This window comes from Microbacterium sp. USHLN186 (genome assembly GCF_037145155.1).
In the GTDB taxonomy this organism is placed as follows: domain Bacteria; phylum Actinomycetota; class Actinomycetes; order Actinomycetales; family Microbacteriaceae; genus Microbacterium.
Map to the genome: position 1 here is coordinate 66,051 of NZ_JBBCYA010000001.1, position 22,919 is coordinate 88,969.

The 22,919-nt window shown below is 66.3% G+C and carries 19 protein-coding genes; 9 read left to right on the forward strand and 10 right to left on the reverse strand.

Annotation, left to right across the window (positions count from 1 at the left end):
- The first annotated feature begins 78 nt into the window (after positions 1–78).
- Entirely contained in the window at positions 79–1,305 is a 1,227-nt protein-coding gene (locus WFG93_RS00345; RefSeq protein WP_336644326.1) for an MFS transporter, read from the forward strand.
- Positions 1,306–1,335: 30 nt separating this feature from the next.
- Here WFG93_RS00345 and WFG93_RS00350 read toward each other — a convergent pair whose 3' ends face one another.
- Entirely contained in the window at positions 1,336–2,421 is a 1,086-nt protein-coding gene (locus WFG93_RS00350) for a cytochrome P450 (protein ID WP_336644327.1), read from the reverse strand.
- 125 nt (positions 2,422–2,546) lie between these two features.
- On the opposite strand from WFG93_RS00350, the gene radA reads away from it, so the two are divergent.
- A complete protein-coding gene (gene radA / locus WFG93_RS00355; RefSeq protein WP_336644328.1) occupies positions 2,547–3,917 on the forward strand; it encodes a DNA repair protein RadA in 1,371 nt (456 codons plus the stop codon).
- A gap of 25 nt (positions 3,918–3,942) precedes the next feature.
- Here radA and WFG93_RS00360 read toward each other — a convergent pair whose 3' ends face one another.
- The 3 genes from WFG93_RS00360 to WFG93_RS00370 all read right to left on the reverse strand — a co-directional run bounded on the left by WFG93_RS00360 (position 3,943) and on the right by WFG93_RS00370 (position 5,777).
- Entirely contained in the window at positions 3,943–4,353 is a 411-nt protein-coding gene (locus WFG93_RS00360; RefSeq protein WP_336644329.1) for a dehydrogenase, read from the reverse strand.
- 236 nt (positions 4,354–4,589) lie between these two features.
- Positions 4,590–5,264 (reverse strand): hypothetical protein, encoded by a 675-nt coding sequence (locus WFG93_RS00365; protein ID WP_336644330.1) that lies wholly within the window; start codon positions 5,262–5,264, stop codon positions 4,590–4,592.
- Between the two features lie 9 nt (positions 5,265–5,273).
- Complete coding sequence (locus WFG93_RS00370; RefSeq protein ID WP_336644331.1) at positions 5,274–5,777, reverse strand: amino-acid N-acetyltransferase; 504 nt, start codon at positions 5,775–5,777, stop codon at positions 5,274–5,276.
- A 116-nt stretch (positions 5,778–5,893) separates the two neighbouring features.
- Here WFG93_RS00370 and WFG93_RS00375 point away from each other — a divergent pair, with 116 nt between their 5' ends.
- Together WFG93_RS00375 and WFG93_RS00380 are read left to right on the forward strand one after the other, a co-directional pair.
- Entirely contained in the window at positions 5,894–6,418 is a 525-nt protein-coding gene (locus WFG93_RS00375) for a MarR family winged helix-turn-helix transcriptional regulator (RefSeq protein WP_336644332.1), read from the forward strand.
- Positions 6,415–7,215 carry an SDR family oxidoreductase gene (locus WFG93_RS00380; RefSeq protein WP_336644333.1) on the forward strand — a complete coding sequence of 267 codons (801 nt, stop codon included), beginning with the start codon at positions 6,415–6,417 and terminating at the stop codon, positions 7,213–7,215. The genes WFG93_RS00375 and WFG93_RS00380 overlap by 4 nt, the downstream gene beginning before the upstream one ends.
- An 80-nt stretch (positions 7,216–7,295) precedes the next feature.
- On the opposite strand, the gene WFG93_RS00385 is transcribed toward WFG93_RS00380, so the two are convergent.
- Entirely contained in the window at positions 7,296–9,815 is a 2,520-nt protein-coding gene (locus WFG93_RS00385; protein ID WP_336644334.1) for an ATP-dependent Clp protease ATP-binding subunit, read from the reverse strand.
- A gap of 278 nt (positions 9,816–10,093) precedes the next feature.
- On the opposite strand from WFG93_RS00385, the gene WFG93_RS00390 reads away from it, so the two are divergent.
- The gene (locus tag WFG93_RS00390; protein WP_336644335.1) at positions 10,094–10,720 is read left to right on the forward strand and encodes a DUF2975 domain-containing protein; all 627 of its coding nucleotides are present in this window, start codon (positions 10,094–10,096) and stop codon (positions 10,718–10,720) included.
- A complete protein-coding gene (locus WFG93_RS00395; RefSeq protein WP_336644336.1) occupies positions 10,717–10,956 on the forward strand; it encodes a helix-turn-helix domain-containing protein in 240 nt (79 codons plus the stop codon). Before WFG93_RS00390 ends, WFG93_RS00395 begins: the two co-directional genes overlap by 4 nt.
- A 45-nt stretch (positions 10,957–11,001) precedes the next feature.
- On the opposite strand, the gene WFG93_RS00400 is transcribed toward WFG93_RS00395, so the two are convergent.
- Complete coding sequence (locus WFG93_RS00400) at positions 11,002–12,495, reverse strand: HNH endonuclease signature motif containing protein (RefSeq protein ID WP_336644337.1); 1,494 nt, start codon at positions 12,493–12,495, stop codon at positions 11,002–11,004.
- 135 nt (positions 12,496–12,630) lie between these two features.
- On the opposite strand from WFG93_RS00400, the gene WFG93_RS00405 reads away from it, so the two are divergent.
- Positions 12,631–12,897: a type II toxin-antitoxin system Phd/YefM family antitoxin gene (locus WFG93_RS00405; protein WP_336644338.1), complete on the forward strand. Its 267-nt coding sequence runs from the start codon at positions 12,631–12,633 to the stop codon at positions 12,895–12,897.
- On the forward strand, positions 12,894–13,301 hold the full coding sequence (locus tag WFG93_RS00410; RefSeq protein ID WP_336644339.1) for a PIN domain-containing protein: 408 nt from the start codon (positions 12,894–12,896) through the stop codon (positions 13,299–13,301). Before WFG93_RS00405 ends, WFG93_RS00410 begins: the two co-directional genes overlap by 4 nt.
- 40 nt (positions 13,302–13,341) lie before the next feature.
- On the opposite strand, the gene WFG93_RS00415 is transcribed toward WFG93_RS00410, so the two are convergent.
- The 4 genes from WFG93_RS00415 to WFG93_RS00430 all read right to left on the reverse strand — a co-directional run bounded on the left by WFG93_RS00415 (position 13,342) and on the right by WFG93_RS00430 (position 22,415).
- Positions 13,342–14,574 carry a hypothetical protein gene (locus tag WFG93_RS00415; protein WP_336644340.1) on the reverse strand — a complete coding sequence of 411 codons (1,233 nt, stop codon included), beginning with the start codon at positions 14,572–14,574 and terminating at the stop codon, positions 13,342–13,344.
- A gap of 70 nt (positions 14,575–14,644) precedes the next feature.
- A complete protein-coding gene (locus tag WFG93_RS00420; protein WP_336645035.1) occupies positions 14,645–17,626 on the reverse strand; it encodes a restriction endonuclease in 2,982 nt (993 codons plus the stop codon).
- Positions 17,626–19,530: a site-specific DNA-methyltransferase gene (locus WFG93_RS00425; protein WP_336644341.1), complete on the reverse strand. Its 1,905-nt coding sequence runs from the start codon at positions 19,528–19,530 to the stop codon at positions 17,626–17,628. The genes WFG93_RS00420 and WFG93_RS00425 overlap by 1 nt, the downstream gene beginning before the upstream one ends.
- A gap of 17 nt (positions 19,531–19,547) precedes the next feature.
- Positions 19,548–22,415 carry an SNF2-related protein gene (locus tag WFG93_RS00430; protein WP_336644342.1) on the reverse strand — a complete coding sequence of 956 codons (2,868 nt, stop codon included), beginning with the start codon at positions 22,413–22,415 and terminating at the stop codon, positions 19,548–19,550.
- A 138-nt stretch (positions 22,416–22,553) separates the two neighbouring features.
- Here WFG93_RS00430 and WFG93_RS00435 point away from each other — a divergent pair, with 138 nt between their 5' ends.
- Positions 22,554–22,826 (forward strand): helix-turn-helix domain-containing protein, encoded by a 273-nt coding sequence (locus WFG93_RS00435; RefSeq protein ID WP_336644343.1) that lies wholly within the window; start codon positions 22,554–22,556, stop codon positions 22,824–22,826.
- The last annotated feature ends 93 nt before the right edge of the window (positions 22,827–22,919 follow it).

Genomic DNA, 22,919 nt, shown 5'->3' on the forward strand with positions numbered 1-22,919 from the left:
CCGGATCTTTTCCACGGTGCAAGATGTGGCTGGGATCGGTGAAGCGCGCTACCGTCACCGTTATCGAAGGGATGCATGATGACTGCTGCCACCACCTCCCCCGCACCGACGTCGACCTCGCTCAAGGGCGGATTCGCGCAGGTGCTCCTGGCCACTCTCGCCTCGACCGTCGCCTTCTGGGCGTGGATGTCGATATCGCCGCTGCAGCGCACCTACGCCACTGAGATGGGGCTGGACGAGGGTCAGATCTCGCTCATGCTGGCCACCCCGGTGCTCGTCGGCGCACTCGGCCGCATCCTCATCGGGGCGATGACCGACCGCTTCGGCGGACGGAAGATGTTCACCGCGGTGCTGCTGCTGTCGGTGCCGGCGGTGCTGCTGGTGGCGCTCGCGGGCAGCATCCGCAGCTTCCCGCTGCTGATCATCGCGGGGTTCTACCTGGGCGTCGCCGGCACCATCTTCGCCGCGGGCGTGCCGTTCTCGGGGGCGTGGTTCCCGCCCGAGCGGCGCGGCTTCGCCACCGGCGTGTTCGGCATGGGGATGATCGGCACGGCGGTGTCGGCGCTGATGACCCCGCGCCTGGCGCAGGACATCGGCTACCTGCCCACCCATCTGCTCATCGCCGCCGCCCTGGTGGTGATGGCCGTGCTGGTGTGGTTCTTCATGCGCGAGTCGCCGCAGTGGCAGCCGAACCACGAGAAGCTTGTGCCCAAGGTGGCCGGGGCGCTGAAGCTGCCGGTGACCTGGGAGATGGCGTTCCTGTACGGCATCGTCTTCGGCGGATTCGTGGCGTTCTCGACCTTCCTGCCGAAGTACCTCACCACCATCTATCCGTCGGAGGTTGATGTGCTCGGGGCAGGCATGCGCACTGCGCTGTTCGCCGCTGCCGCCGTGGTGGCGCGGCCCATCGGTGGCGTGCTGGCCGACCGCTTCGGTCCGAAGGTGATCTCGCTGGTCTCGCTGGGCGGGATCGTCACCCTCGCGTACGTCGTCGGGCAGCAGCCCGCGGAGGGCATCGTCACCGGGGTGACGTTCATCCTGATGGCCGGCGCGATGGGGCTGGGCATGGGCGCGGTGTTCGCCTGGATCGGGCCGTCCACGCCGAAGGAGAAAGTCGGCGCGGTCAGCGGCGTGGTCGCGGCAGCCGGCGGCCTGGGTGGCTACTTCCCCCCGCTGGTGATGGGCGTAACGTACGACGCGTCGACGAACTCGTATCACCTGGGCCTGTGGCTGCTGGTGCTGGTCGGAGCGTTCGCGCTGGTGGTGGCCGGGATGCTGCGCGACGTGGGCCGCAAGGTCGCGTGAGCCGCGGCGCGCTCAGCTCGGCGTGCGCGCTCAGCCCAGCACGATCGGAAGCTGCGCCCACCCGGCCAGCGGCGGCTCGTGCCGGACGGGTTGGCGTCCCTCCGCCGGTGAGATGAGCGCGGTGGCCGTGAGCAGCGCGGCGGTCACGGCGCGCAGCTCGGCGTAGGAGAGATCTCGTCCCGGACACACATGCGGCCCGGTGCCGAAGACGAGATTGTGCGCGGCGTGGCCGTGCGGGTCGAACGCCGGCGAGAAGACGTCAGGGTCCCGGTTCGCGGCTGTCCAGTCCAGCAGCACGGGCGTGTCCTCGGCGATGAACTGCCCCGAGGGAGTGGTGACGGGGCAGGTCGTGACGCGCTTGTTCGCGACGAACGGGTCATCGAGCCGCAGGCACTCGCCGAGGATCGCGTCGAACTCGTCGGACTGTGCGGGCAGCTCCCGGGCGAGCATGCGCAGGCGCTGCTGCCAGCGCGGGCGCTCAGCCAGGCGGTGCACCACGACGCCGACGCAGCGCGCGAGGGAGCCGAGATCCCCCGCCGTCCAGTTGCGCAGGATCGAGACGATCTCCTCCTCGGTGAGCGGCCGCCCGTGCACGCGCTCCTCGAGCAGCCGGTGCGTGGCGTCGACCGGGCGCTCGGCGGCGGTCTGCTGTTCGTACGGCGCCATGTCGCGGTGCGCGGCGACCTGTGCCGCCACGATCCGGTCGAACCACGCGGCGACCTCGGCGTTGCGCGCGCTGTCGGCAGCGCGCGCGGCTGCATAGTTCTCGGCCATCCAGTCGCGCAGCTCGCCCTCGACAGCAGCGGGCCAGCCCAGCCAGCGGCACTGCGCACGCACCGCGAACACCTCACCCAGATCGCCGACGGCGTCGATGGGCTGGTGTCGGGGCAGCGCGGCGACCACCTCCTGCGCGGTGCGCTGCAGCATCGGCTCCAGCCCGGCGACGACCTGCGGCGTCATCTGGCGCTCGACGATCTCACGGAACGCCCGGTGCTCGGCGCCGTCCATCCCGTTGGGCACGTGCAGGTGGTGCGACGCGCGGCTCGAGAACGCCGCGGCATCCTGCGCCGCCGCCACCACATCGCGGTGTCGGGTGAGTGCGACTGGCTCGGTCATGGAATCTCCTTCCGGCGACTGCCAGGCTAACCGGCTCAGCGGAGCACGCGGCCGTGACAAAGAGCGCGCACCCGGAACACGGGTCGCGGCGGGTCGGTGTCGGATGCCGCGGTTAGCCTTGCTGCATGGCCAGCACCCGTCGACCCGCCCCGCCCGCCTTCGTCTGCACGGAGTGCGGCTGGACGACCGCGAAGTGGGTCGGCCGGTGCGGGGAGTGCCAGCAGTGGGGCACGGTGCAGGAGCAGGGGGCGCGGGTCGGTCTGGTCCGCCAGACCGAGGCCGTCGCACCGCTCGCGGCCCGTGCCGCGCGTCCGATCACCGAGATCACCACGGCCGACGCGCCGCGGCGTACGAGTGGGGTGGGCGAGTTCGATCGGGTGCTGGGCGGCGGGATCGTGCCGGGTGCGGCGATCCTGCTGAGTGGCGAGCCGGGTGTGGGGAAGTCGACGCTGCTGCTCGAGGTGGCCGCCGCCACCGCCCGGGCCGGCCGGCGCGTGCTGTATGCCAGCGCAGAGGAGTCCCCCGCGCAGGTGCGTCTGCGTGCCGAGCGGACGAACGCGCTGCATGACGAGCTGTATCTGGCCAGCGAGACCGACCTCGCCACGATCCTCGGTCACATCGACGAGGTGCGGCCCGAGCTGGTGATCGTCGACTCGGTGCAGACCGTGGCCTCCGGTCTCATCGACGGCGCAGCCGGGCAGCCGAGTCAGGTGCGCGAGGTCGCCGCGACGCTCATCCGCGTCGCCAAGGATCGCGGCCTGCCCGTGATCATCGTCGGCCATGTGACCAAGGACGGTCAGGTGGCCGGTCCTCGCGTGCTCGAGCATCTCGTCGATGTGGTGTGCCATTTCGAGGGCGACCGCCAGACTGCGCTGCGCTTCATCCGCGCGCTGAAGAACCGCTTCGGTCCGACCGATGAGGTCGGCTGCTTCGAGATGACGGGTGCCGGCATCGCGGAAGTGCCCGATCCGAGCGGACTGTTCCTGTCGCAGGGTGCGGCCGAGCCGGGCACGTGCGTGGCGATCGCGATGGAGGGCCGGCGCGCGCTGCCCGTGGAGGTGCAGGCGCTCACGATCGAGTCGAACGCGCCGAACCCGCGCCGCGTGGTGCACGGGCTGGATTCCTCGCGCGTGGCGATGGTGCTGGCGATCCTCGAGCGGCGCGCCGGCATCGCCACCTCCAAGCTCGACGTGTACGTCTCCACGGTCGGCGGGGTGCGCTTCACCGAGCCCGCGGCCGATCTCGCGATCGCGGTCGCTGTGGCGGGCGCGATTCGCCAGGTGTCGGTGCCGCGCATGATCGCCGCGGTGGGCGAGCTGTCGTTGGCGGGTGAGATCCGGCCGGTGACACAGGCCGCGCAGCGGCGCAGCGAAGCCGCCCGCCTCGGGTATCGGCGCGTCGTCGACGATCGCTCGAAGAACCTGCGTGCGGCGCTCGGCGACATCCGCTCGCACACGATCACCCGTCGGCCGGAGCACGATGTGCCGCCGTTCTGAGCGGTCTCCGGTCGCGAGCGCTCTCTCAGGCGTCCAGCGCGCGGCGCAGCTCCTCCGGCGGCGCCTGCATCGGATGCGGGCCCGCGATGTCGAGGAACACCGTGGTGATCGTGTCGCGATGCGTGGTCAGGAACGACTTCAGCCAGGCCGGCGAGTAGATGCCGACGCCGGGGGGAAGGTTCGCGGGCTTGTTCTTCGCGTCGCTGAACAGCAGCAGCGCGACGTCGCCGGAGTTCGGATCGCGATACGTCCACACCTCGCCGCTGTCGAGCGGATTGTCGCGCGCACCGGGCTTGATGAGCGGCACCACGGTGTTGCCGTTGCGCAGCGCCAGGGCGACAGCGGCCATGTCCTGCTTCTCGAGGGCCTGAGCCAGCGCTTCAGAGCGGAAGGCCTCGGGTGCGGGGCGCGTGCGCGCGGACCTCTTCTTCGCCATGACTCCAGCTTAAGAGAATGGGGCCCTCTCGAATCCTCCATTGGGGACTGGGGAACTCGGGAGGGCCCACCGGTTCTCGACGCGGTGACTGTCGAAGCGCTGGGGACGCTGGTATCGACACCACTGGGGATGGCTTCACCGCATCAGATCGAAGAACCTTCCACCATGGTATCCCAAAACGACCACTGTGTCAGCCCCGGAGGTGCAATTTGACGATTCCCGACAGAGCATTTCGCTCAGCGCAACAGGATCTGCTTCGGCTGATCGCTCTGGAAACCGCCGATCTCGACTGACACCCGGTACGACGCGCCGCCGCCCGGCGCGCGCGGACGGTTCTTCTCCTCGCAGGTGTCCACGGATGAGCGGGTGCGATCCCAGACCACCGGATCGGCGCTGGTCACCGTCTTGCCGGCCTCGAGGGTGGCGATGAAGTCACTGGGCTCGGACTGACAGTCGGTGGAGCGCCACCATACGTCGGATCCGCTGGTCACCGTGAACTTCTGAGTGCTGGAGCCGACGTTCATCGTGCAGTCCTCGGTGCCGGTGTTGGTCAGCGTGATCGAGAGCTTCGGCAGCTCCCCCGCCGGGTACGTGTCGGCGTCGGTCGTCGCCACCACGGTGACATCGGATGCCGTGCACGCGGCGATCCCGGGTGTGGGAGAGGGCTCGGGTTCGGCGCTGGGATCAGCGCTCTTCTCGGCATGCGGTTGCGCGTCGGCGGTGGCATCCGCTGCAGCCGCGCCGCCCGCGGCATTCGCGCTCTTCGTCGCCGCCGACGACGGCGCTCCCGCGCTCCAGGGCTGCGCGACGGCGAGCCACACGCCGCCGGCGAGGACGGCCGCGACGAGCACGAGCAGAAGCAGCACCGCCAGTCGGCGGCGACGGTAGACGGCGGCGGACTGGCGAGGCATGCTCCCAGGCTAATTCAGGTGCTTGAGCATCCTCGTGTTGCCGAGCGTGTTCGGCTTGACGTGTGCGAGATCGAGGAACTCCTCGACGCCGGCATCACCGCTGCGCAGCAGCTGCGAGTACACGTCGGCGTCGACGACCTGCTCGCCGATGGGCTCGAAGCCCCGGCGCGCGAAGAACTCGGTTTCGAAGGTCAGGCAGAACAGGCGAGTGAGGCCGAGCTGGCGCGCGCGGTGCTCGAGATCGGTGACGATGGCGCGACCGACGCCGTGGCGCAGGTACTCGTCGCGCACGAGCAGGGTGCGCACCTCGCCGAGGTCCTCCCACATGACGTGCAGTGCGCCGCAGCCGATGAGCTCGCCGTCGGCCTCGGCCACGACGAACTCCTGCACGGCACCGTAGAGCACCGCAAGGTCCTTGCCGAGCAGGATGCGCTGGTCGACGAGCGGCTCGAGCAGGGCATGGATGCCGGTGACGTCTGTGCTGCGCGCCGGGCGGACGAGGAAGTCTGTCACGTGTCCACACTAGGGCTGCCCCACCCGCGCGAATCCGGAGGTCCGCTGGGAGCTTCGCGATTCCTCTCGGCGGAACGCCGGTAGTTGCCTCAGGCAACTACCGATAGTCTGGTCGCATGAGCAGTGCCGGACCCTCCCCCGAGATCACTCTGCTGCAGTCGCTCACCCTGCTGGTCGCACGCTGGTCGTCGCCCGCCCTGCAGCGCAGCGTGGCGCAGACGGCGGGGGTGGAGGTCGATGCCGCGGACGTGTCGACGTTGTATGTGCTCGGCATGCGGGGGCCGATGCGGGCCGGGGATCTCGCCAAAGACGTGCACGCCAGCCGCCCGACGGTGAGCAAGCAGCTCGCCCGGCTGGAGCGCGCGGGCATGATCCGTCGCGAGGTCGATCCGCTTGACGGTCGCGTGTCGATCGTGCGCCTGTCCGCGCAGGGCGTGGCCGCGCACCAGCGACTGCTCGCACAGGGCATCCGGATGATGCGCCGTGCGTTGCGCGATCGTCCGCGCGCCGACGCCACCGCCTTCGCCGCCGAGGTCGCCGACCTCATCCAGCGGCTGGGCGTCACCGACTCCCCCGGCGACCCCGCCGGGGGCCACCAGCGCTCCCGACCGGGGCGCGATTCCCAGGAGGATCAGTCATGAACCGCACCTATGTCGTCACCGGATCGGCATCCGGCATCGGCGAGACCACCGCGCGCCTGCTGCGCGAGCGGGGCGCCCGGGTGATCGGGATCGACCTGCGTGGCGCCGACATCGACGCCGACCTCAGCACGGCGGAGGGTCGTCAGTCGGCCGCCGCTCGGGCGATCGAGCTCGCCGGCGGCACGATCGATGGCGTCATCGCGTGCGCAGGCATCTCGGCGCCGATCCCCAAGACGCTCTCGGTCAACTACTTCGGTGTGACCGAGCTGCTCGAGGCGCTGCGTCCGGCGCTCGAGCGCTCCGAGGCTCCGCGCGCCGCGGTGGTCTCGTCGATGGCGTCGCTGCAGCCGAGTCCGGCCGAGCTGGTCGAGGCGGCGCTGTCCGGCGACGAGGCGGCGACGCTCGCGATCGCCGAGGAGCTGACGGCGCAGGGTCCGCGCGAGGCGTACCAGGTGTACCCCGCCTCGAAGCGCGCGCTCTCACGCTGGGTGCGCCGCCGCGCCATCTCCCCCGAGTGGGCCGGCGCCGGCATCCCGCTGAACGCGGTCGCCCCCGGCACCGTGCTGACGCCGATGACCGAGCAGCTGCTGGCCACTGACGAGGGTCGAGCGATGGTCGACGCGGCCGTGCCGATGCCGCTGAACAGCCACCAGCCGCCGGAGTCGATCGCCAACCTGCTGATCTGGCTCACCGGTGTGGAGAACACGCACCTGGCCGGTCAGGTGATCTACGACGACGGCGGGGCGGATGCCACGCTGCGCGGCGACGACATCTGGTCGTGGAACGACCCGCGCTGATCCCCGGCGCGACGAAGGGGGCGGATGCCATGGCATCCGCCCCCTTCTGCGTCTCAGTCCGGCCGGATCAGCCCGCCTGCTCAGCCCGCCGCGAGGTCGGGCGTGGTGGAGATTCCGCCGCCGGTGTTCACACCGACCGACACCTTCTCGCCGCGCGGAGCGTGCTCGAAGACGAAGGCGCCGTTCTCGACGTCGACCTTCACGTGGTCGCCGGTGTTGAGCTGGCCGTGCAGGATGCGCTCCGAGAGCTGGTCCTCGATCTCGCGCTGCATGGCGCGACGCAGCGGACGCGCGCCCAGTGCGGGGTCGAAGCCGATGTCGATGAGCTTGTCCTTCGCGGCATCCGACAGCTCCACCGTCATGTCGCGGTCGAGCAGGCGGTCGCCGAGCTGCTTGGTGAACAGGCCGACGATCTGTCGCAGCTCGTCCTTGTTCAGCTGCGGGAAGACGATGATGTCGTCGAGTCGGTTGAGGAACTCGGGCTTGAAGTGGCGCTTGAGCTCTTCGTCGACCTTGCCCTTCATCCGCTCGTACGTCGTCTGCGAGTTGCCCTCGATCTGGAAGCCGACCGGACCACCGGCGATCGCCGACGAGCCGAGGTTGGTCGTCATGATGATCACGGTGTTCTTGAAGTCGACGAGGCGTCCCTGACCGTCGGTCAGACGTCCCTCTTCGAGGATCTGCAGCAGCGAGTTGAAGATGTCAGGGTGCGCCTTCTCGATCTCGTCGAACAGCACGACCGAGAACGGCTTGCGGCGCACCTTCTCGGTGAGCTGGCCGCCCTCTTCGAATCCGACGAATCCGGGAGGGGCGCCGAACAGACGCGAGACGGTGTGCTTCTCGCCGAACTCGCTCATGTCGAGCGAGATGAGCGCAGCCTCGTCGTCGAACAGGAACTCGGCGAGGGCCTTGGCGAGCTCGGTCTTTCCGACGCCGGTGGGGCCGGCGAAGATGAACGAGCCGCTGGGGCGCTTCGGGTCCTTCAGGCCGGCGCGCTGGCGGCGGATCGTGCGGCTGAGCGCGGCGATCGCCTCCTCCTGGCCGATGACGCGCTGGTGCAGCGCCTTCTCCATGAAGACGAGTCGGCTGGACTCCTCCTCGGTGAGCTTGAAGACCGGGATGCCGGTGGCCTGCGCGAGCACCTCGGCGATCAGGCCCTCGTCGACGACCGACTGGCTCTCGATGTCTCCCGCGCGCCACTGCTTCTCGAGGCGCAGACGCTCGCCGAGCAGCTCCTTCTCCTGGTCGCGCAGCGACGCGGCCTTCTCGAAGTCCTGCTCCTCGCTGGCGGCCTCCTTGTCCTGCCGCACCTTCGCGATGCGCTCGTCGAACTCGCGCAACTCGGGCGGGGAGGACAGGATGCTGAGGCGCAGGCGCGCGCCCGCCTCGTCGATCAGGTCGATCGCCTTGTCGGGCAGGAAGCGGTCGGACACGTAGCGGTCGGCGAGGTTCGCGGCCGCGACGAGGGCGCCGTCGGTGATCTGCACCTTGTGGTGCGCCTCGTAGCGGTCGCGCAGTCCCTTGAGGATGTTGATCGCGTGCGGCAGGGTCGGCTCGTTGACCTGCACGGGCTGGAAGCGGCGCTCGAGCGCGGCATCCTTCTCGAAGTACTTGCGGTACTCGTCGAGGGTGGTCGCGCCGATCGTCTGCAGCTCACCGCGCGCGAGCAGCGGCTTGAGGATGCTGGCGGCGTCGATCGCGCCCTCCGCGGCGCCCGCGCCGACGAGGGTGTGGATCTCGTCGATGAAGACGATGATGTCGCCGCGGGTGCGGATCTCCTTGGTGACCTTCTTCAGGCGCTCCTCGAAGTCTCCGCGGTAGCGGGAGCCGGCGATGAGCGAGCCGAGGTCGAGCGAGTAGAGCTGCTTGTCCTTGAGCGTCTCGGGGACGTTGCCCTTGACGATTGCCTGGGCGAGGCCCTCGACGACGGCAGTCTTGCCGACGCCGGGCTCGCCGATGAGGACGGGGTTGTTCTTCGAGCGGCGCGAGAGGATCTGCATGACCCGCTCGGCCTCCTTCTCGCGGCCGATGACGGGGTCGAGCTTGCCGTCGCGCGCCGCCTGGGTGAGGTTGCGACCGAACTGGTCGAGCACCTGCGAGCCGCCCTGAGCGGCCTGCTGGTTCTCGTTGGTGGTGGCGCCGACCGAGGCGGTCTCGCGGCCGGGGGTGCCGGAGAGCAGCTGGATGACCTGCTGGCGGACCTTGTTGAGGTCGGCGCCGAGCTTGACGAGCACTTGGGCGGCGACGCCCTCGCCCTCGCGGATGAGGCCGAGCAGGATGTGCTCGGTGCCGATGTAGTTGTGGCCGAGCTGCAGCGCTTCGCGCAGGCTCAGCTCGAGCACCTTCTTGGCGCGGGGCGTGAAGGGGATGTGGCCGGTCGGCTGCTGCTGACCCTGGCCGATGATGTCCTGCACCTGCTCGCGCACCGCGTCGAGCGAGATGCCCAGGCTCTCGAGCGCCTTCGCGGCGACGCCCTCGCCCTCGTGGATGAGGCCGAGCAGGATGTGTTCGGTGCCGATGTAGTTGTGGTTGAGCATCTTCGCCTCTTCTTGGGCGAGGACGACCACTCGACGGGCTCGGTCAGTGAATCTCTCGAACATGCTGTGACTCCTTTTCGCGCGGGGCGAAGCGGCGGTGGCGCCGTGTACATCGAGAGTAACGACCGTGGGATGCCGGTTCGGCCGTGTTCGCCGTCGGCATAGCGCCACCCCCACGAATGGGACCCTGAGCCTGTCGAATGGGACCCTGAGCCTGTCGAAGGGCATGAGCCCGTTCCCCTTGAGCCCCTGAGTTGCTCGAACTCTTGACGCAGTTATCGCTTCTCGTTATGTTAACGAGGAACGATAACAACGATTTTCGATATACGCGATGGAGAATCATGAAGATCTCGCAGAGCGCTCCGGCGGCGGAGCGGACGCTGAGCAGGGCCGATACGGTGAGCTTGGCGGTGTTCGTCATCGCCGGGGTGGCGATCGCCGGGTGGACAGTGTGGCAGGTCGCGATGCGGATCGCGGAGCTCGTCGGCGGCGGCTCGGTTCAGGTCATGGTCGACTTCCTCGACACGAGGGTGCATGCCCGGATCAGCGAGACGACCCTGCCGGTCGAGATCGACAGAGGAGTCATCACCGTCGAGGGGCTCGGCCCGCTGGGCGTGGTGCCCGGCGTGCTGGGCCAGCTCGCGTTCGCGATCACGGTCGTCGTCGTGGTGGTTTCTCTGATCCTGCTGAGTCGCAACATCCTTCGCGGGCGCGTGTTCGGCAAGACCAACGCCCGCCTTGCCGCGATCGGCGGAGGCGTGGGGCTGGTGGGTGCGGCGGCGTCGCGGTTCTTCGACAACATGCTGGCGAACGCCGCGATGGCGCACGCTGTCGACGGCCCCTTCGACACGGCGGTGATCTCGGTCGAGCCGTTCACCTTCGTGCTCGCCGCGTTCGCGCTGGCTGTGGTCGGCTCGGTGTTCGTGGTCGGTGATCGGCTGCAGCGCGAGACGGAGGGGCTGGTGTGACTCCCGCAGATGCGGACGATGAGTCCACGGGCATCCACTGCCGACTCGACGAGCTGCTCGCCGCACGGGGGATGACGCTGACCGAGCTGAGCGCGCGGGTGGGCGTGAGCATCGTGAATCTGTCGGTGCTGAAGAACGACCGTGCGCGAGCGATCCGCTATTCGACTCTGCGTGCGGTGTGCGACGCTCTGGGCTGCGAGGTGGGCGAGCTGCTGGTTCTCGCGCCGCGCGCCTGACCGGCCCGCCTGGCCACCGATTGCCTGCTCGTGGCCGCGGCGGGTCTAGGCGACGATGGGTCGGAATCGTTCCGGTGGCGGATCGAGGTCTCCCCACAGGTAGGCGAGGAATCCTCTCGGTCGCAGGACGCGCACTTCCCCGCCGCGGTGGCGCAGCTCGAAGTCGCCGTTGCCCTGCCGGGTGATGCGCCAGCCGCCGTGATGCAGTTCCATGTGATGGAACCGGCACAGCAGGATGCCGCGGTCGACGTCGGTGCGCCCCTGATCTCGCTGCCACTCGTCGATGTGGTGCGCCTCGCAGTACGAGGTGGGGCGGTCGCATCCGTGCCAGCGGCAGCCGCCGTCTCGGATGGCCAGGGCGATGCGCTGTGGCGGTGTGAACAGGCGCTGTTCTCTGCCGACGTCGAGCGGATTGCCGCACGCGTCGACACGCACCGGCACGATCCCGGTGTCGCAGATGTGCTGGTCGATCGCTCCCTCTGGCAGCGTCAGGAGGCCGTCCTCGGTGTAGCCGGTCTTCCTGCCGTCGGCTCCGACGACCTGCACCAGCCGCACTCCGGCCTGGCGGGTGCCGAAGACGCTTGTCGCGTCGGCCAGGGCACCCGCGCGGATGAGGTCGATGAGGAGGTCGTACTGCAGCTGCTCGCTGCTGCGTGGGTCGTTCGCGAGTGATCTCGCGGTGGTGCTCTCTTCGGAGTCGACGAAGCGCGGTCCGCCGCGACGGGGACGCAGCGCGGCGTTGAGGATGGTGCTGATCAAGGCGGCGCCGTGATCGTCGTAGGCGATACTCGCGCGGCGGACGCCGTACTGGTCGATCCATTCCCGGTACGAGCGCTTCTCGTGGCGGTCGAGGAACCGCTGCTCGGCGCCGTCGGGGTCGAGCAGGTCGCGGATCGCCCGTGCAGCCGCGCCGAGTTCTTCGACCGTGCGCTCTCCCGCTTCTGCGATCAGCTGCGCTACCGCCTCCGCCCACGCGGCGCGGGTCGCGTCGTCGGCGTCGCGCCACTCAGCGTCGTCGGGATCCCCGCCGGCGGTCGGCGGCTCGCCGAGGCCGCGGTTGATCACGTCGAACTGCGCAGTGCTGATACTGCCGTCGCGTCGGGCTGCGCGCAGCGGCGCGCGCCAGTCGATCGGATGCCACGTGGCATCCGGCTGTTCGAGCGGGGCCACCGGGTCGGTCGCGATCGCATCCGGCTCACCGCCGAGCATCGCCTCACCCACGCGCACCTGCCGCGCGGCTTCCGCCTTGGTCGATCCGGTGATCTGCTGCACGAGCGAGGTGGCGTTTCGATGCCCCTGCTTCTGCGCGGCGCCGGAGTGCCCGGCCTCACGCTGCGAGCGGCGGGCGATGACTCCTGCCGCGATCAGTCGCAGCTGCTCGGCGCACTGCAGGATCTCGTTCGCTTCGCGCAGCACGGCGATGATTTCGGCATCCGTCATCGCGCTGACCGCGGTCTGCGCCTGCTCGACCGATGCACACGTGCCGACCCGCTTGTGCAGGGTCGGGACCAGTGCCGCGACATCGGTGAGAACTGCCATACTTCATCGTCCCAGGGGCCACCGACATTGGTGCGCGACGATCTCATCCATCCTCGTCAGCGGTCCGCAGCAGACAACTGTGAGAACATCTCCGGCTTCATCATCGCGTTGTAGCTCACGAGCTACAATGGGACGATGAGCCGAGAACTGAGCTTGAGGGAGCTTCGCCAGAATCCCACAGCTGCGATCAACGCGTTGGAGGGCGGGGAGGCGACCGTGATCACGCGACGCGGCAAGCCGATCGCCGACCTTGTGCCGCACCGCTCGGCGATAGCGGCAGGTGCGACACCCGCGCAGGTGGCCGCGCTCCTGAGCCGTCACGCAGATGACGTCGCCTGGGCGGCAGAACTCGCCGCGCAGCGCGCAGAGGAGATCCGGGACGCCTGGGGAGATGACGGATGAAGCGGCCGGTCGCACTACTCGACACGTCCGCTCTGATCACCTCCATGGACACGGACGTCGTGGCTGCGCTTCCCTTCGAGCGTCTGGTCGTGTCGTCACTCACGTACGCAGAACTGCGTCTCGGCCTCGTGACAGCCAAGGACAGGAAGTCGTTGGATCACCGAACCAGCCGACTCATCGACATCGCGCAGCTGCTCGGCCCTGGTCTGCCTTTCGACGACGCCTGCGCACTCGAATACGAACGCATCACGACGGCAGCCGTCGATCAAGGTCAGCGCCCGCGCGCCAACGCCATGGATCGCATGATCGCGGCGTCAGCGGCGGCCCACCGAATGCCCATCCTCACCAGAAACAGCCGCGACCTTCCCGGGCTCGATGGCCTGGTGGAGATCATCGAGCTCTGACGCAAGGCGACAGCGGCGGGCCGTACAGGACGCGGCGTGATCAGTCGGAAGCGGACTCGTCCGAGGACGAATCCTCCCCGCGCTTCCTGCCGCGAAACAGCCCCGCGGCCTTCCCACGGATGCTGTCCGCCGCGCCGGAAATCGCCGCTCCGGCGTCCTTCACAGCCGTCACCGCACGGGCTTCGTCCGGCACTCCGTCGCCGTCGAGGTCGACCGAACGGAACACCTCAGCGCTCTTGCTCACCGTGCCGGCGACTCCGACCCCGGCCCGCTTCACTGCCGTGAGCGCGCGGGCTTCGTCGGGGATGCCGTCGCCGTCCAGGTCGACGGAACGGAAAGCTTCGGTCGCAGTGCTCAGTACGTCCCACACGCTCTCGCCGAAGTCTTTGACGTTGCCCGCAGCGGAATCGAAGGCGAGCATGGCGCGTGACGGCTCCGCATCCGTCGGCTTCTCGTAATCTTCCAACCATTCCGGGAAGCCCACCGGCGACTCCGGAAAGGCCATGCGCGCGGCCTTGACGACGTCGCGCCCGAAGGTGAAGCTGCCGACTCCTCCGATGACCGCCCCGACTCCGAACGGAATCGCCTTGCCGACCGCGCCGGCGCTGAGCTTGCCACCGAGCTTGATGGACTCCCGTCCCAGCGCGATGGTCAAAGGCGCGAGAGCCGATTCGGGAAGCTGCTCGGTGAGCACTTCGCCCCAGCCCTTGGGCAGCGCCTTGCCGACGACACCGGAGGCTGACGACTTCGCTGCGCTTACGCCGCCGATACCGACGGCGTTCATCACCATCTTGTTCACTTGGTTCTGCGACTTCTGCCCGAGCAGCATCCCGAGCACGAGCGGCTTGGCGCGCTCGGGGTCGTCAACCGGGATCCCGTGCAGCTCCGCGACTGCGAGGACGTAGAGGGCGCTCGTCTCGTAGAAGAACAGCACGTCGGCGACGCCGAGCCCAAGGGCGATCGGAACGCCGAGGCCGGGGATCGCGGCGGACGCGCCGACCCCGCTGCTCGTGATCGTCACCGTCGCGACGTAACGGCTGTCGAGCTCCTTGAGCACTTCCGCCGGCGTCGCGTGGGGCTTGGCCCGACGGACCGACCGCAGATACTCGAGCACGACCGGCCGCTGAACGGCAATGGCCTTGTACATCTGGGCCTGGAAGCCTTCGGTCTGCGCTGCCTCGCGGGCCTTTCCGACGATGACATCGGGCGCGAGGCCCGACGTCGCCGTTGCAGTCTCGTCTGCGGGCGGTTGGCTTCCTGCGGGTTCAGTCATGCCGTTCTCCTCGTGTCAGGGCGAGTGTATTGGAGCGCAGGGACATTCACTTCGTGTCTCTGCGGTCTGGTCAGATCCGCCACGCAGCGGGCACCGAGACTCCGTAGTCCACTACACCGATGGCGGCGAAATGCGCCTGTGCGGCCTTGATCTTCGCGTTCTCGCTGGGGCGACGCTTCGACTCGTCCATCGTCGACTTCGTTTCTCGGATCATGTAGATCCGATCCTCACCGTCTTCGTGCTTGATGATCGCCCAGTCGGGGTTGTAGGGGCCCACCGGTGTATCGATCTTGAACTTCGGAGGGAGCTTCATGAACAGCTTGATGTCGTCACGCGAATCGAGCAGCTCGGCGAACTTCCGCTCTGGTCCCTCTGGGCCGGCCTCGAAGACAACGTGGTCGAAGTCCGTCTTCTGCTTGTTCTTCACGGCGTACAGATGGTCGAGGAAGTACTCCTTCTCCTCCGCGCCGTCCTTCTGCAGATCGCGCAACTCGTAGACCGATCCGGCGATCGGTTCGTATTGGATGCCATCCAGGACAATCTTCGCGAGTTCGGCAGTGATCTGCTTCTTCATCATCGCGATCACATCATGCGGATTCGCGATGAACTCCTCGAGCCGCCCGCTCTTCAGCAAAATATCGATGACCGTCGTCCGAGTGAGGTTCGTCGCGTCCTTCAGTTCGGTGATGATGTCCGGCAGATCATAGCTGCCCCGAAGCTCAGCCGATCGGGGCGCCGCGTTCTCAACGGCCTTCGCGCCGCCGCGATGGATGGTGACGGACGCGCGCGTCACGGTGATGCGCAGCGGTTCGATCCGAGGCTGGGCCCGAATTGCTGCAACTGCCCTCTTGATGATCTTCTTGCGCTTCGCCTTGACCCGATATGTCGTGCGTGCCGAGATCTTCTCCCAGAACTCCTCGAATTCCTCGGACTGGTAGAGCTCCTTGTTGAAAACGCGACTCGCGCGCGTGCTCACCGGCTTGACGTAGGTGCCGATATTCGCCTGCGCGATCCGCTGAATGATCTCCGGCTCATAGTCGAGGTAGACGTCGGGCAGGTTCAGGCTGAAGTCGAGCGTGTGCGGCTGGAACTTCTGAGTGACCTGGCCCGTATCGTCGATGAACTTCTGCGCGAGCAGGTGCTCGAACACCGAGACCGACCTGTCATACCCGAACAGCTCGTCGGTCGCTGCGCCGTCGACGCCGCGCCAGAGGATCTTGGAGAACTCGTTCTTGCGCACGCGCCCGATCTCGATGCCTTCCTTCTGGAAGTCGTTCTGCAGATTCTTGGCGAACTGCTGCACGGATTCATTTGCGATGACGGTAAGAGTTGCGATGCTGCGGTCGGCCACGCGGACGAACCCATCGTCAGTCTTCGCGACAGGAAGACGCAGACCTCGACCGAGTGTCTGCCGGCGTTCGGTCTCGGCCCCGATCTCACGCAAAGTGCAGATTTGGAAGACGTTCGGATTGTCCCATCCCTCGCGCAGGGCGGAGTGGCTGAAGATGAAGCGCACCGATTCCGACTCGTCGAGCAGGCGCTCCTTGTCCTGCATGATCAGCTCGTATGCGTCGTCATCCTTCTGCGTGGACCCTGTGGTGTCGCCGAAGACACCCTTCTTGAGCTGGGAGAAGTACGCACGACGGTAGTCGCGGGGGTCACCGGGCAGCATCTCAAGATACTTGGGGTTGCGCCCACGCTCTTCGACGAAGACCTCGTCAAACCAGCGCGCGAAGTCGCCGTTCGCCATCTCGTTGTTCGCGCCGTCGCCGAGGAAGCTCCTGACTCGGTCAACGAAGAAGAGGCTCAGCACCTTGATGTTCTTCGGGCGAAGCATCACCGCCTTGCGGAGATGCTCTTTCACGGCTTCGCGGATCATCTCTTTATAGATCGCCCCGGTCGCGCCGCCGACGCTCTCGCCCTCGTACAGCGAGGCGTTGGTGAGTTCGACGAACGGAGGGTCGTTGCGCACCTCCACGATGCGCCACCCGTCGTAGGCCGAGTTGCCGGTGATCTTCGGATCGGAGAGTTCGGGCCATCGCCCACCCATGGGCTTGACCGTGATCGACTTACGCTGCGGCACGCCGCTGGCATCGCGTACAGAAAGCTCCAGGCGGGCAGACCAGGGGCTGTCGTTGATGCCAATCAACTTCACGTACGGGTTCGCGTCCGCACCCTCCTGGTGCGCGTCGGCGACGGCGATCTGCTTGACGAGCCCGAGGTCGTGGGCGTCGACGGGGTCCAGGCGATAGACCACGTTGCGCTTCTTCTTGTGCGTGGCGCTGTAGCGCAGCGTAAACGCCGGATCGAGCTCGCCGATGGCCGACTGCGACAGCTTCGACTCCATGTTCTGCGGTTCGTCCATGATCACGATCGGACGGGTCGCCTTCAGGTAGTCCATCGGCGAGAGGCCGTTCAGCTGATTGCGTGCCTGGTGGATAACCCGAGTGTTTTTGTCTCCGCGGATCGCGTCCATCGTCATGATCAGGATCTGCACGTTGGTCGCGGTTGCGAACGCGCGCACTTCGTCGGGTCGGGTTCCGCTGTACACCGTCTCCTTGAAGGTGATCCCGTATTGCGTGTAGATCCTCTCAAAGTGCTCACGCATGAGCCGGATGCTGGTACTGACGCCCTCGCGGATCGCAACACTGGGCACGAGGATCACGAACTTGGTGAAGTTGTACTGCTTGGCGAGCTCGAAGATCGTGCGCAGGTAGACGTAGGTCTTGCCCGTGCCCGTCTCCATCTCGACGTCGAAGTCGAGTTTGGCGGCGTCGAACAACACGGACTGTACTTCCAATCCGTTCCGGTCCTGGACGCGCCGCAGGTTGGCGAGGATGGTGTCCGTGTCGAGCACCAGGCTGTTACCGACAGCGCCGACGTCTTCGAGGTCGAACCTTCCTTGCCCTGATGCCGTGTGCGCAGCACCTGTGAGGGCACGCTCGAGTCTTTCACCGTCCTTGGGCTGCCCGTCGAAGAGGTCCACGACGGACGCGACCGCGTCGAGCTGGTACTTCTGTTCCGAATCGAACTGAAAGCTGGAGACCGTCATCACGCGGTCCAGAGTTCGATGCCGCGGCTCCGGCACAGCTGCGCCAGGTTAGTCTTGAGCTCGTCATCGCCGCGGAATGCATCCTCGAGAACGATGATGCGCTCGGGAGCCTGATCGACCACATCGCGCAGCTGTTCAAGAGTCGGCTTGGCGTGCTCGTTCAAGTACGCGAGTACGAGCCCGTCGCTCACTGATCGCAGTTCCAGGCCCGCGATCTCGACGGTCTCGATCTTCTCGGTGAGCGAGTTGCCCTGCTTGAGGAGGATCTCCACGAGTAGGTCATCGACTGAGGCGTAGTCGTTGCTGCTTGACTCGCGGAGGTCAAAAAGACGCTGCTCGAGGGCCGTGCGATCGACGTCGCTGGACATGCGCCACTTTGAGAAGTTGGTGTCCGCCAAACGATAGGAGCGATAGCCAAGATCCCGCGTAGCATGGCCAGGATCGAATTGGTTCGCAGAGGCCTTAGTGATCTCGGCCGCAGCGAGTTCAATTCGTCGCCGCGAGATGGCCGAGATTGAGTTGAAGCCACTGCGGCGCGCCACCGAATCTGCGGGTGTCGGCTCAGGAAGCTGAACTTGGATGAAGGAACGGCTGCCACCATCAGCGAGATTTTGCTTCATGACTGCGTGCGCAGTCGTGCCTGACCCTGCGAAGAAGTCAAGGATGATCGAATCCTTGTTGCTCCCGATTTGGATCACTCGCTCAATTAGCGCGGTTGGTTTCGGCGAATCAAACACCTTGTCTCCGTCGAAGAGTGAGCGAATCTCGCGAGTGCCCTTCTTATTACCGTCGACATCAGTCCACAAGTTGGACGGCCGCTTTGCGCGCCCTTCCAGATAAAACTTCTGGTAAGGATGCCACTCGACACCAGCCCCACGGTCGATCTGCTTCCACTCAACGAGCCCGTCGACCTCCATCTCGGCGAAGCGCGCCTTCCCGCAAATCCATCGGCTCTCGTATCCGCCGGGTCCAATGGGATAAACCTCTGTACCGTCGGGGGCGATCGTCGCGTAGAACATACTCGGTCGATCTTCGCGTCGGTCTTCGCCGCCTGTTCGTCGAAGCGAGCGAGTGAGGTAGCGACCTCGCTCGTCCTCCTCGTTGTAGATCGACGCGTCGCTTTCGCCGAACTCGAGGCCGTTAAGGACAGCCACGTTGCTTCTACGGTAAGCAAGCATGAAATCAACAGCGTTAGCCAGCCCGTCGAATCCTCCGCCAGTTGGTGTGCCAGTGGCGCGAGTGATTAGGCCCACGAAGTTCGATTCGCCGAAGACTTCGTTCGCAAGTTTGCGAAGATTGTCTAATTCGTGGTCGTCGATAGCAATGAAGATCAAGCCGTCATCCGCCAGAAGGTTCCTAGCAAGCTTCAGTCGCGGGTACATCATGTTGAGCCAATTCGAGTGATACCGACCCTCGGTCTCCGCATTGGTGGAGAGTTTTTTTCCCTCGTCATTCACTTGCCGAGACCAATCCAAGTACGTCTCAAGGCCTTCTTTGAAGTTGTCGGGATAGACGAAGTCTCCCCCTGTGTTATACGGCGGATCGATGTAAATCAGCTTGACCTTCGCGTGGTAGTGCTTTTGCAGGATCTTCAACACCTCGAGGTTGTCGCCCTCGATGAACACGTTCTTGGTAGTGTCCCAGTCTTTCGAGTTCTCGAAGTCAGGGCGCAGTGTCGCCGTGGTCGGCTCCTGTGCACCACGCAGGGCGCGCTTCTTGCCCGGCCAGAACAGGCCGAACCGCTCGCTGCCATTTGCAGCATCGTCTGCCAGCAGCTCCTTGAGTTTCTCGACGTCGACCTTGCCGTCGGCGATCGCCTCGGGCACCAGTGCCTCCAGCTGCGCCGCGAGCTCGGTGCGGAAGTTCGGGGTCGAGGACGGGGTCTCGTGGATGTCGTCGGTCAAGGCGTGCTCCGTGGTTGTCAGGCGACGATGCGCCAGCGGATGGTGAAGAGGTGCTCAGTGGTCTGGGTGCCCGAGAGCGACTGCTCAATCAGGTCGAGGAACGCGTCCGCCTCATCGCGGAGCCGGCGGCGGACGGTGCGGAACTCCTCATCGGCGTCTTCCGCCTTCTGCTCCCATCGGCGCGCTTCGCGCTTCTGCCGGAGCTGCTCCATGGGGTCGTCGGCAGCGCGGGCCAGGCGCCTCGCTTCCTTTTCCTTGGCGCGAAAGTCACGGATGCGCCCCTCGTGCTCGGCCTTGCGGTCCTGCTGCGAGCGGTAGAGGATCTCCTCCTGCTGCGCGTAGTACCGAGCGTTGCGCGACTGCACCTCGCGCATGAGTTCGACCTTGCGCGACTCGAGATGCATCTCGAACACGCGCCCATCGATGGAGGTGTCGAGATCGCGCACGTCGGTACACGCGAGTTCGAGGATGTCGGCGACGTACTCGCCGTCGAGATCGCGACCGTCATCCGTGATCGCGGCCGCGAGCATGTACGACTCGGAGACGTTCTGATCGCGGGCGGACATGCGGAAGGTGATCTCATTCGCCGTGAGCACTCCGGATGCGCCGGCCAAAGCCTTCACCGCAGCCGAAGCACGTCCTGATCCCGTTATCGAGAACACAAGCTCTCGAGGCGGGGTGTCATGCGCCTTCGCTGCGCGCACCACGTTCTGCGCGAGCAGGCCGGAAAAGCGGTACTGATGTGCGTTTACGATCGGCTGCGACTTGAAGTAGTAGCGACCCGTTTCGACATTGGGTGCCGGGTACTTGTGCAGCTCGAAGATGCGACCGTCACCTTCGAAGGTCGCATCATCGGTCAGCTCATGGCGCGTGACCGCCAACAGCATCCGCTCGAACGTATTGAGGACTTCCTCCGCGGCCTCGTCGTATGCCTTGAGCCGGTCTTGCACGTGGGGGTCGAGATGATCGAAGACTTTGGCCTTCGCGTTCGACATCTCTCGCGAGATCTCGTGCGCATACTGCGCCGCGACATCGTTGAAGGCGGCATCCAGCTCGGCGGCCGTGCGGCAACGCGTGAGGATGTTGCCGATCGTCTTCTCAAAGTCGAGCCCGTCTTCGATCTGCCCCAGCACCTCGTCACTGGCACCGAAGACGCTGGAGAAGAGGTGGAACTTGTCGGTCAAGAGCTCGAGGATCCGAGCCTCGGCGATGTTGCCCTTGTTCGAGAAGTTGACGACGACGACGTTGTGTTTCTGCCCGAACCGGTGCACACGACCGATGCGCTGCTCGACGCGCTGGGGGTTCCATGGCAAGTCGTAGTTGACGAGCATCGAGCAGAACTGGAGGTTGATGCCCTCAGCCGCCGCCTCGGTCGCGATCATCACCGTGCCGTCGGTGCGGAAGTAGTCCACGAGCGCCTTGCGACGATCGACTGCAGGGATGCCCGTGACGACGTCACTGCCACGTTTCGTTTCGAGCCACGCGCTGTAGATCGCGGTCTGCGCTGGGTCGTCATTCGACCCGTTGAAGAGGACCAGCCCTTCGCCATGCCCTGATTCGCGCAGCATCCGCGCCAGGTATTCCTGCGTCTTGGTCGAGTCGGTGAAGATGATCGCCTTCTGCGCGGCACCGAGTTCGCGCAGCCGCTCGAACCCGCGATCGAGCGCCTCGAGCAACTTCACGCCCTTCTGATTCACCACGATCGAACGGGCGAGCGACGCGTAATCCCGCAACTCCGTCGCCTCGGCAGCCATAGCCGCCCGTTCATCTGCGCCGAGAGGGTCGATGTTTGACGGGCCGAAACGCTCGGATGCGTCATCGATGACCTCACCCTCGACTTCGTCGGCGGTAGCGAAGTCGCCAAAGAAACCTCGCGCGATCTGCTGCCGAGTGCCTGCGGCGGCCTCCTCCGACAGACGCGCGGCGATACGTTCCAGCGTGCTCGCCACCGCGTACGTCGACGAGCCGAGGCGCTTGCGGATGATGAGCGCCGCCAGATGGCGCTGCGATCCGGAGAACGCGTACAGCTCATCGCGTTGCAGGTATTCATTGACGAGGCCGTAAAGGCGCTGCTCGTCGTGGGACGGCGTGAATTCGACGGTGAGCGGCAAGCGCTCGGTGAACCGGATGTACTTGTCGGCATCCCTTCGAAGGGTCCGCTTGGAGATGACGGCCACCCGGTCGACGAGATCGTCCTCACCGCCCTTTACATAGCGTTCTCGGAACGCATCCAGCGATGTGAAGTACGTCGGGTCGAAGACGGAGACGAGACCGTACAGCTCCTCCAAGCGGTTCTGGAGCGGTGTCGCGGTGAGAAGGACGGTCTTGTGCGCGTTCTGCACGATGTGAGCGACCGCCGACGCGGCTTTTGCACGCCCTGTCCAGTGGTTACGAAGTCGATGAGCCTCGTCGGCGACGACGAGATCCCATGGCTTCAGAAGCTGTTGCTCATGCCGCCGTGCGAACTCGTAGGAGCAGATGAGGACGACTGGCCGCCGATCCGCGGAAGGCGCAAGCAGCGGATCCTTCGAACGCGGATCGATGATCTCCGACGGAATCAGGAACTTCTCGAACAGCTCTTGCTGCCATTGCTGCCGCAGGGTCGAGGGCGTCACGATCAGAATGCGCCTACGTCGCTCAGCCCAGTACTGGGAAATGACGATGCCCGCCTCGATCGTCTTGCCGAGTCCCACCTCATCGGCGAGAATCACGCCCTTGAGGAACGGCGTCTGCAGCGCGAACAGCGCGGCGTCGATCTGATGCGGTTTGGGTTCGACCTGGGCATCGAAGAGCAGTCCGGCAAGCTTGCCGACATGATCATTCGCGTACGAACGCTGCAGTTCGTACGCGTAGTACTTGGACTGATAGTCGGTGAGCACATTCATGCCGCGACTCGCTGTCGCGACTTGACCAGCTTCTCGCCGACCATCGCCGTCCTCCGGGTTCCCTCAATCCCGGATCGGTACTTATACCCGGGTGCGTTAACCCTGGCACAAGTGGCGGACATTCCTCACGTTTGACGGGTGCCCCGCGTCCCGTCCCCTGCCGCCGCCCGAATCGGCGAGCTGATCGCGGACGAGCGCAGGCGTCGCGGCATCACACAGGACGAACTCGCGGTGCTCACGCAGATCGATTCGTCGAACATCCGCGGGTACGAGAAGGGCCGCGCGCTGATGGGCATTCCGACACTGGTCCGGATCGCGGATGCGCTGAAAGTTGAGCCCGGCATGCTGCTGGACGGGGTCACCGTCGAGATGTTCGCTCTACCCGAAGCGGACCGACGCCGGCGCGCGTAGCGCTCGCCGACGACGGGCCAGCCGGTCGACGTCCGATCCCGGCCACCTGCTGACGGAGCACCTCACGCTGTAACGTATGTTTCATCACGAGGG

Coding starts and splice junctions, on each gene's coding strand:
- WFG93_RS00400 (WP_336644337.1), bottom strand. CDS start 12,495: ATGGCAGTTCTCACCGATGTCGCGGCACTGGTCCCGACCCTGCACAAG.
- WFG93_RS00390 (WP_336644335.1), top strand. CDS start 10,094: ATGAAGATCTCGCAGAGCGCTCCGGCGGCGGAGCGGACGCTGAGCAGG.
- WFG93_RS00415 (WP_336644340.1), bottom strand. CDS start 14,574: ATGACTGAACCCGCAGGAAGCCAACCGCCCGCAGACGAGACTGCAACG.
- WFG93_RS00360 (WP_336644329.1), bottom strand. CDS start 4,353: ATGGCGAAGAAGAGGTCCGCGCGCACGCGCCCCGCACCCGAGGCCTTC.
- WFG93_RS00385 (WP_336644334.1), bottom strand. CDS start 9,815: ATGTTCGAGAGATTCACTGACCGAGCCCGTCGAGTGGTCGTCCTCGCC.
- radA (WP_336644328.1), top strand. CDS start 2,547: ATGGCCAGCACCCGTCGACCCGCCCCGCCCGCCTTCGTCTGCACGGAG.
- WFG93_RS00350 (WP_336644327.1), bottom strand. CDS start 2,421: ATGACCGAGCCAGTCGCACTCACCCGACACCGCGATGTGGTGGCGGCG.
- WFG93_RS00430 (WP_336644342.1), bottom strand. CDS start 22,415: ATGAATGTGCTCACCGACTATCAGTCCAAGTACTACGCGTACGAACTG.
- WFG93_RS00420 (WP_336645035.1), bottom strand. CDS start 17,626: ATGACGGTCTCCAGCTTTCAGTTCGATTCGGAACAGAAGTACCAGCTC.
- WFG93_RS00345 (WP_336644326.1), top strand. CDS start 79: ATGACTGCTGCCACCACCTCCCCCGCACCGACGTCGACCTCGCTCAAG.
- WFG93_RS00365 (WP_336644330.1), bottom strand. CDS start 5,264: ATGCCTCGCCAGTCCGCCGCCGTCTACCGTCGCCGCCGACTGGCGGTG.
- WFG93_RS00405 (WP_336644338.1), top strand. CDS start 12,631: ATGAGCCGAGAACTGAGCTTGAGGGAGCTTCGCCAGAATCCCACAGCT.
- WFG93_RS00380 (WP_336644333.1), top strand. CDS start 6,415: ATGAACCGCACCTATGTCGTCACCGGATCGGCATCCGGCATCGGCGAG.
- WFG93_RS00375 (WP_336644332.1), top strand. CDS start 5,894: ATGAGCAGTGCCGGACCCTCCCCCGAGATCACTCTGCTGCAGTCGCTC.
- WFG93_RS00410 (WP_336644339.1), top strand. CDS start 12,894: ATGAAGCGGCCGGTCGCACTACTCGACACGTCCGCTCTGATCACCTCC.